General features: G+C 74.4%; 6 protein-coding genes. All 6 read right to left on the reverse strand.

Annotated elements, in window-relative coordinates; all coding sequences use genetic code 11:
• Nucleotides 1-15 precede the first annotated feature (15 nt).
• The gene (locus tag AB0910_RS09120; RefSeq protein ID WP_366743874.1) at nucleotides 16-972 is read right to left on the reverse strand and encodes a patatin-like phospholipase family protein; all 957 of its coding nucleotides are present in this window, start codon (nucleotides 970-972) and stop codon (nucleotides 16-18) included.
• Nucleotides 972-2,081, reverse strand: coding sequence for a radical SAM protein (locus tag AB0910_RS09125; protein ID WP_366743875.1), 1,110 nt, complete (start codon nucleotides 2,079-2,081; stop codon nucleotides 972-974). Before AB0910_RS09125 ends, AB0910_RS09120 begins: the two co-directional genes overlap by 1 nt.
• Nucleotides 2,078-3,649 (reverse strand): radical SAM protein, encoded by a 1,572-nt coding sequence (locus AB0910_RS09130; RefSeq protein ID WP_366743876.1) that lies wholly within the window; start codon nucleotides 3,647-3,649, stop codon nucleotides 2,078-2,080. Before AB0910_RS09130 ends, AB0910_RS09125 begins: the two co-directional genes overlap by 4 nt.
• A gap of 137 nt (nucleotides 3,650-3,786) precedes the next feature.
• Nucleotides 3,787-4,500 carry a DUF4232 domain-containing protein gene (locus tag AB0910_RS09135; RefSeq protein WP_366743877.1) on the reverse strand — a complete coding sequence of 238 codons (714 nt, stop codon included), beginning with the start codon at nucleotides 4,498-4,500 and terminating at the stop codon, nucleotides 3,787-3,789.
• A 237-nt stretch (nucleotides 4,501-4,737) separates the two neighbouring features.
• On the reverse strand, nucleotides 4,738-5,457 hold the full coding sequence (locus AB0910_RS09140) for a type 1 glutamine amidotransferase domain-containing protein (protein WP_366743878.1): 720 nt from the start codon (nucleotides 5,455-5,457) through the stop codon (nucleotides 4,738-4,740).
• Between the two features lie 331 nt (nucleotides 5,458-5,788).
• On the reverse strand, nucleotides 5,789-6,565 hold the full coding sequence (locus AB0910_RS09145; protein ID WP_366743879.1) for an SDR family oxidoreductase: 777 nt from the start codon (nucleotides 6,563-6,565) through the stop codon (nucleotides 5,789-5,791).
• Between the last annotated feature and the right edge of the window lie 345 nt (nucleotides 6,566-6,910).

Here is a 6,910-nt window from a genome sequence, read left to right on the forward strand (position 1 = left end):
CAGGCCCCGCCGCGGTCACGGCACGCGGGCCTCGGCGGCCCCGCCGTGCTCGCGGCCCGACACGGCGGCGTGCAGGGTGAGGAGCGCGGCGCGGCCGGTGTCCACGGCCTCACGCAGCCGCCGCGGGTCGCGCTCCATGATGCCGACGGCCGGGGCGTCGGCCGCGGGCCGGACGCTGAGGACCCGCGGGTGCGCTGCGAGGTCAGCCTCCTCGGCGATCCTGCGCGCGTGCTGCGCGTACCAGGCGGGCAGGGTGCCCGCCGCGCCGCGGCGCAGCACCCACGGCACGAGGAGCCGCTGCACGAGCGGCGGCGGCGCGGGCAGGTCGGTGGCGGGCCGGGTGCGCAGCAGCAGGACATGGCTCGCGCCCTGGGCGAGCGCGGTCCTGTACGGCAGCGGCTCGGCCATGCCCGCGTCGATGTAGCGGCGGCCCGCGAGGCGCACGGGTCCGCCGGCGAGCAGCGGCACCGCGGTGGAGGCGCGCAGCGCGGTGCGCAGCGTGGGGACGTCGCGTACGTACGGGGCGAGGTCGGTGGCGCGGCCGGTGGCGGCGTCCGTGGCCAGCGGGTGGAACGCGACGCCGTGCGCGAGCACGCGCCACAGCGCGTCGGCGGTGAGCGGCGACCCCTCGCCGACGAGCGGGTCGAGGTCGATGAAGCGGCGCCCGCGCAGCAGGTTGCGCGGGTTCATGACGCGGCCCATGGCGACCGGGTCCCACCAGGTGCGCGCCCCCTCGGCGATGCGGCCCGCCAGGAGCCAGGCGGCGCCGAGCGCGCCGACGGAGGCGCCGTAGACCGCGTCGAAGGCGCCGACCGCGCCGAGTTCGTCGAGGGCGAGCAGCATGCCGGTGGCGACGGCTCCCCTGCTGGTGCCGCCCTCGACGGCGAGGGCGAGCCGGTACGGGTCGCTGCGCCGCCCCGGGCCGCCGCCGTCGCGCAGCCGCCGGGCCAGCACCTCGGCGACGCCGGGCATCAGGCGCTGCGCCAGGAGTCGAGGCGGGCGACGCGGTGGACGCAACCCACGGTGCAGAAGGGGGCGCACGCCTTGGGCGTCGTGAACTCCTCGCGGATGTGGTGCACCGTGTACTGCGCGAGGGGCGTGCCGGGGCCCGTGCGGGTCTGGGAGCAGCGGTGGACGGCGCCCGTCTCGTCCACGTACAGGTAGCGGGCGCCCGCGCGGCACTGCCAGGTGTTGGGGCGGCCGGCCGCGAGGTTGTCCTGGAAGCGGCCCACGCCGGTGTAGACGTTCCGCAGGAACGGCAGGAGGCGGCCGCCGCGGTGCGCGATCCGCGTGTACACGTCGCGCTCCTCGGGGGTCAGCGGCAGCAGGGTGCCCTGGGGGCCGTGGATCACGCCGAGGGTGGTGGAGAAGCCGAGTTCCTCCGCGCGTTCGGTGACGGCGAGGGCGTCGGTGGCCCGCTGGACGCCGCCGCCGATCACGGAGTTGACGGTGACGTCGAACTCGGCGTACTCGGCGAGCCAGCGCAGCCGCCGGTCGAGCACGTCGAGGCTCTTGGCGGAGACCGCGTCGGGCGTGGTGTTGTCGATGCTGATCTGGAGGAAGTCGAGGCGGGCGGCGTTGAGCGCGGCGATGCGCCGCGGCGAGAGCAGGTAGCCGTTGGTGATGAGGCCCGCCATCATGCCCCGGTCCGCGATCCGTGCGACGACGTGCGCGAGCCGGGGGTGCAGCAGGGGCTCGCCGCCGGACAGGGCGACGGCCATGGTGCCGAGGCGGCCGAGCTCGTCGACGCGGTCCGTGAGGCGGTCCGCCGGTACGGGCCGCGAGGTGTGGTCGTACTCGTTGCAGTAGGTGCAGGCGAGGTTGCAGCGGCGGGTGACCACGAGGTGGGCGAGGGCGGGCCGGTCGCGGTCGCGGAGCGTGCGCACCAGGAAAGCGAGGGAGCGGGCCCGGCGCCGCGCCGTGACCCGGGCCCGCCGAGCCCGCGTCACCGGCACGGGCACGGCCCGGCCCTGGCGCCGCGCCGCCCCGGCGGTGTCCGCGTTCCCGGTGTCGGCCTTTCCGGTGTCCGCGTTTCCGGTGTCCGCGTCCGCGGGGTGCCCGCCCGCGGGATGCTCGCTCACGGGCGGGGCTCCTGACGGGCGGTGGTGACGGGCAGCGCCCGGCTCCTGCGGGGGCGCGGCCGGTACGGTTCGAGCCAGGGCGCGAGGTTGCCGTCGGCGTCCGTGACGGTGACGGGCTCGAAGTAGCGCTCGCGGTCCTCGGCGGAGATGTCCTGCGGGCAGGACGCGTACTGCGGGTCCAGGACCTCCGTACCGCCGAGGTAGGTGCGCGGCACGGTGTCGGGGGTGCGGCGCGTCAGCCGCAGGACGCGGCGGTTGGCGCCGAAGGCGACGAGGCGGGGGAAGGGGCGGCCGCCGCCGGGCGCGAGCAGGGCCCTGAGGGACTTGGCGGTGAGGCGGCGCGCGGGCACGAGGTCGGCGGTGCGTTTGAACAGCGTGTGCGCGAAGCGCGTCAACTCCTCGTCGGAGCTTCGGCATTCACGGTAGGCGACGGACATGCCGTCGAGGTCGCGCAGCCTGAGGCCCGGCCGCAGCTCGCCGCGTTCCGCGCTCTCCCAGAACAGCCGGGTCCCGGCGAGCGGCGAGACGAACGAGATGAACGTCGGGAAGATGAGCGCGTCGATCGACGCGAGCGCCCGCACCTCCTGCGCCATCTCCTCCACCGTCGACATCCGCGCGTCGAGGAGGTACGCGTAGACGACGGCGATGCCGCGGCGCCGTGCGAAGGCGATGTCGTCGAGCAGCGAGCCCGAACCCTTCATGTTCTGCCGCTTGTTGTGCGCGCTGAGGAACTTCGGGTCGAGGGACTCGATGCCGGTGAACAGCACGCGGCAGCCCGACTTCGCCATGTCGGCGACGAGCCCGCGGTCCTGGAGCACCTCCTGCGTGACGAGCGCGCCCCACACCCGCAGCCTGCGGTGGCGGCGCAGCCGGGTGAGGAGCTCCCTGGTGTACGCGCGGTCGTCGGAGAAGTTGTTGTCGATGAACGCGACCATGGGGAAGCGGCGCTTGAGCGACCAGCGGGGGCTCGCGGCGATCGCGTCGTCGATCATCGCCATGACCCGGTCGGTGCCGAACGCGGAGTGCCGCGCCTTCTCCGCGGGCACGGCGCAGAAGTCGCAGCTGAAGTTGCAGCCGCGGGAGGCCTCCACGAGGTGCACGGGCCCGCCGATCCCGTTCTCCCCGAGCACCCCGTAGTCGATGGGGTAGTCGGAGATGCGGGTCTGCGGCGACACGTAGATCTGGCGCAGGCTGCCCTTCTCGAAGTCGGCGAGCACCTGCCGGACGCTGTCCACGCCGCCGGAGCAGACCGCGTCGAAGAACCGTGCGGCGAAGGCGGGGAACAGCGTGCAGATGCTGCCGCCCGCCACCACCAGGGCGCCCTTGCGCCGGAAGAGGTAGGAGAGTTGGCGCTGCCGGTCGAAGTCCTTCTGGAGCCCGTTGAGGAAGACGAGGTCGGCGTCCGGCACGTCGGTGCCGTAGGGGCCGTGCCACATCTCGTGGTGCAGGGTGACGTCGTACGCGCTCCGGTCGATCTGCGACGCGATCTGGACGCCGGCGGAGGGCTGGAGCCAGTTGCGGTCCACCTCTTCGACGCGGTCGCTGTGGAAGTGTGCACACACGATCACGATCTTCTTCCGGCCCACGCGCCCTCGCTCTCCGTACCCTGCTCCGGGCCCGGCTTCGCGCCGGGGCCACCACAGGTAGTACGAAGTCCCGACCTCCGCAGTTCATTCCGGCGGGGGCCGCGCGGGGGCCGCGCCGGTCAGGGCGCGGTGGTGGAGACGGTGGCGATCTGGAGGTCGCTGCCGCAGACGCGGATGCCGGCCGTGGCGGTGGAGGTGAGCGCTGCGGTGTTGTCCGGCGGGTAGACCTTGATCTTCGCGGCCTTCGCGTCGCACTTGCCGTCGGTGACACCGGAGTCGGGGGTCTTCACCTGGGCGTGCAGCACCTGGCCGGGCTTGAGCGTGACGGCCTGGTCCGTGCCGTCCTTGGAGTGGGTGGCGGGCTCGCCGATCTGGTGGCCCTGCGCGTCGAGCAGGGAGAAGCCGGGGAAGCCCGCTGTGCGGCAGGTGGCCTTGTTGCCGGTGAGCTGGAGGTCGTAGTAGCGGGAGTTCATCTCCTGGCCCTTGGCGACGAGTTTGACTCCGGTGAAGTCGCTGGTCGTGCAGTCGGAGCGGACCTCGCGCCCGCCGCTCGCGCTGTCCTTGGTGGTCAGCCCGGTGCCGCCGTTCTTGCCGCCGGTGGAGACGCCGCCCGCGGTGCCGTTTCCTGTGGCGCTGCCGTCCGAAGTGCCGCCGCCCGACGAGCCGTTGCCCGTGGCCCCGGTCTGCGCGGGGGCCGCGGCGGTGTCGGAGGCGGGGCTCGTGGACGCGGTCTTCTCGCTGCCGCCGCCGCAGGCCGTGAGCGAGAGCACGCCCGCGACGGCGGTGGCGGCGAGCAGTGCGGTCCTGGTCCGGGTCTTCTTCGTCATGGTCATGCGTCTCGCCCCTCGTCGAAGGTTCATGCGGCTGTTTCCGCGACTTCTTGGTGTGATGCGGGAGGGACCGCGAAAGTTCACGGGCGCCGCGCGAGGCGGGCGCCGCGCGAGGCGGGCGCCGCGCGAGGCGGGCGCGGGCCGCGCGAGGAGGCGCGGGCGAGGGGGGGCGCGGGCCGCGCGCGCCAGGACCGCGCGGTGGGGGCCGGGCGCCCACCGCCGACGAATCTCCGACTCACGTCACCGGCCCGCCGCCCCCGTACCGGTGACGTCGGCGATGATGCGCCGGGCGAGCGCGGTCGAGGAGGCCGGGTTCTGCCCGGTGTAGAGGTTGCGGTCCACGACCACCTTGGACCTGAGGGGCAGCCCGGCCGTGTAGTCGGCGCCGCCTTCCCGCAGCCGGTCTTCGAGCAGCCACGCGGCCTTCCAGGAGAACGGGTTGACCCGCTCCTCTGCGTTGGAGAGCCCGGTCATCGCGTACCCCGCGAACGGCCAGCCGCCGTCCGGGTTCCGCGCGGCGAGTGCGGCCGCGGGGGCGTGGCACAGCAGGGCGAGCGGCCGTCCTGAGGCCAGCCGCGCGGTGAGGAGCGCGCCGGAGACCTCGTCCACGGCGAGGTCCTCCATCGGGCCGTGGCCGCCGGTGTAGAAGACGACGTCGAAGTCGGCCTGGTCCACGGCCGCGAGGTCCGCGGGGTGGGCGAGCACCGGTGCGAGACGGTCGAGTTGGGCCCTGAGCTTCCTGGCGGTGTGGGGCAGCACGCCGCCCCTGACGCCGAGGCTGAGCCGGTCAGGGACCGGTTCCCTGCCGCCGGGCGTGGCGACGGTGACCTCCCAGCCTGCCTCGGTGAACAGCGTGTACGGCACGACGAACTCCTCGGCCCAGAACCCGGTCGGGTGCTCCGTGCCGTCCTTGAGCGTCCAGACGCGTGCTGCCGAGAGGACCTGCAGGACCCTGGTCATCGGTCGACTCCTCAATGGGGGTGGGTGGTTGCTGCCGACCGCCGCCGGGCCGCGGCGGCGAAGGGCCCGCCCGCGCTCCCGCGCGGGCGCCCCGGTGGGAAGCACTGTAGGCCCTCGCCCTACGGCCGGAGGGGCACCGTCAGGACAGGCCGGTGAGGCTCTCGGAGAGCGTCCGGAGGCGGTGTGCGGCGGCCGGGTCGGTGGCCCAGCGCTTGACGGCGTGGCTGTTGCCGAGGAGTCCGGCGTCGTCGGGGACGGTGGGGGCCTCGCGGCAGTCGTCCAGGTAGTGGCCGCCGGTGTGCGCGAACTCGGGCGCGGTCCCTGAGCGCGCCTACGCCAGGCCCCCGTCGCTCACGAGGAGCTGGCCGTTGACCCACTGGCCGGCGGGGGAGCAGAGGAAGCCGACCAGGCGGGCCGCGTCCGCGGGGGTGCCGAGGCGGGCCAGGGGGGTGTGGGCGGCGATCGTGGTGCGCAGCTGCTCCGTCATCCACCCGGTGTCCACCGGGCCGGGGTTGACCGCGTTGGCGGTGACACCGAGGTGGGCGAGTTCCTGGGCGGCGGCCAGGGTGATCCGGTCGAGCGCGCCCTTGCTCGCGCCGTACGGCAGGTTGCCCGCGGTGTGGTCGCTGGTGAGCGCGACGATCCTGCCGCTGCCGAAGTCCCCGGCGAACCTGCGCCCGAACTCCCGGATCAGCAGCCAGCTCGCCCGGGTGTTGACGGCGAAGTGCCGGTCGAAACTCTCCACGCTCGTGTCCAGCAGCCCGGAGTCCACGGACTCGCAGTGGCACAGCACGAGCGCCGTCACCCCACCGAGCGCGGCCTCGACGGCGTCGAAGACCCGGGCGGGGGCGTCCGGCTCGGAGAGGTCCGCCGCCAGCGCGTACGGTGCGGCGCCGCGTTCCGCGAGGGCCTCGGACACCGCGTCGGCGGCGCCGGACTCGGCGCCCCACGGCATCCGCGCGTCGTACGGCGTCCAGTAGGTGAAGGCGATGTCCCAGCCGGACTCGGCGAGCCGGTACGCGACCCCCGCACCGATGCCCGCGGTCCGGCCGACGCCGGTGACGAGGGCCAGGGGGCGGTGGGTGGGTGGTGCGTCGGAGTCGGTCATGCCATGGGATGTTCGGCCACGCCCCCGGCCGGGGCAAGCGCGTTTTGGGGCGCCGGGCTCCGGGGGTCCGGAGATCCGCACCGCATCGCGGCTTCGCGGTGGTGCGCGATGAGTTCGGGGGGCTCTGCCAGTCTGTGCGTGTGTCGTGCGGTGCGACGCGCGACCGGCCCAGACCGCTGCTTTCGGAGAGATGCTGATGTCCGACACCACCTGCCACATGTCGATCTCCCTCGACGGCTTCGTCGCCGGGGCCGCGCAGAGCCGGGAGGATCCGCTGGGCAAGCGCGGCCAGGAGCTGCACGGCTGGCACATCGGCGACCCGCGCGCGACGGAGGCCGACGAGAA

The organism is Streptomyces sp. NPDC047002 (genome assembly GCF_040704505.1).
In the GTDB taxonomy this organism is placed as follows: Bacteria; Actinomycetota; Actinomycetes; order Streptomycetales; family Streptomycetaceae; genus Streptomyces.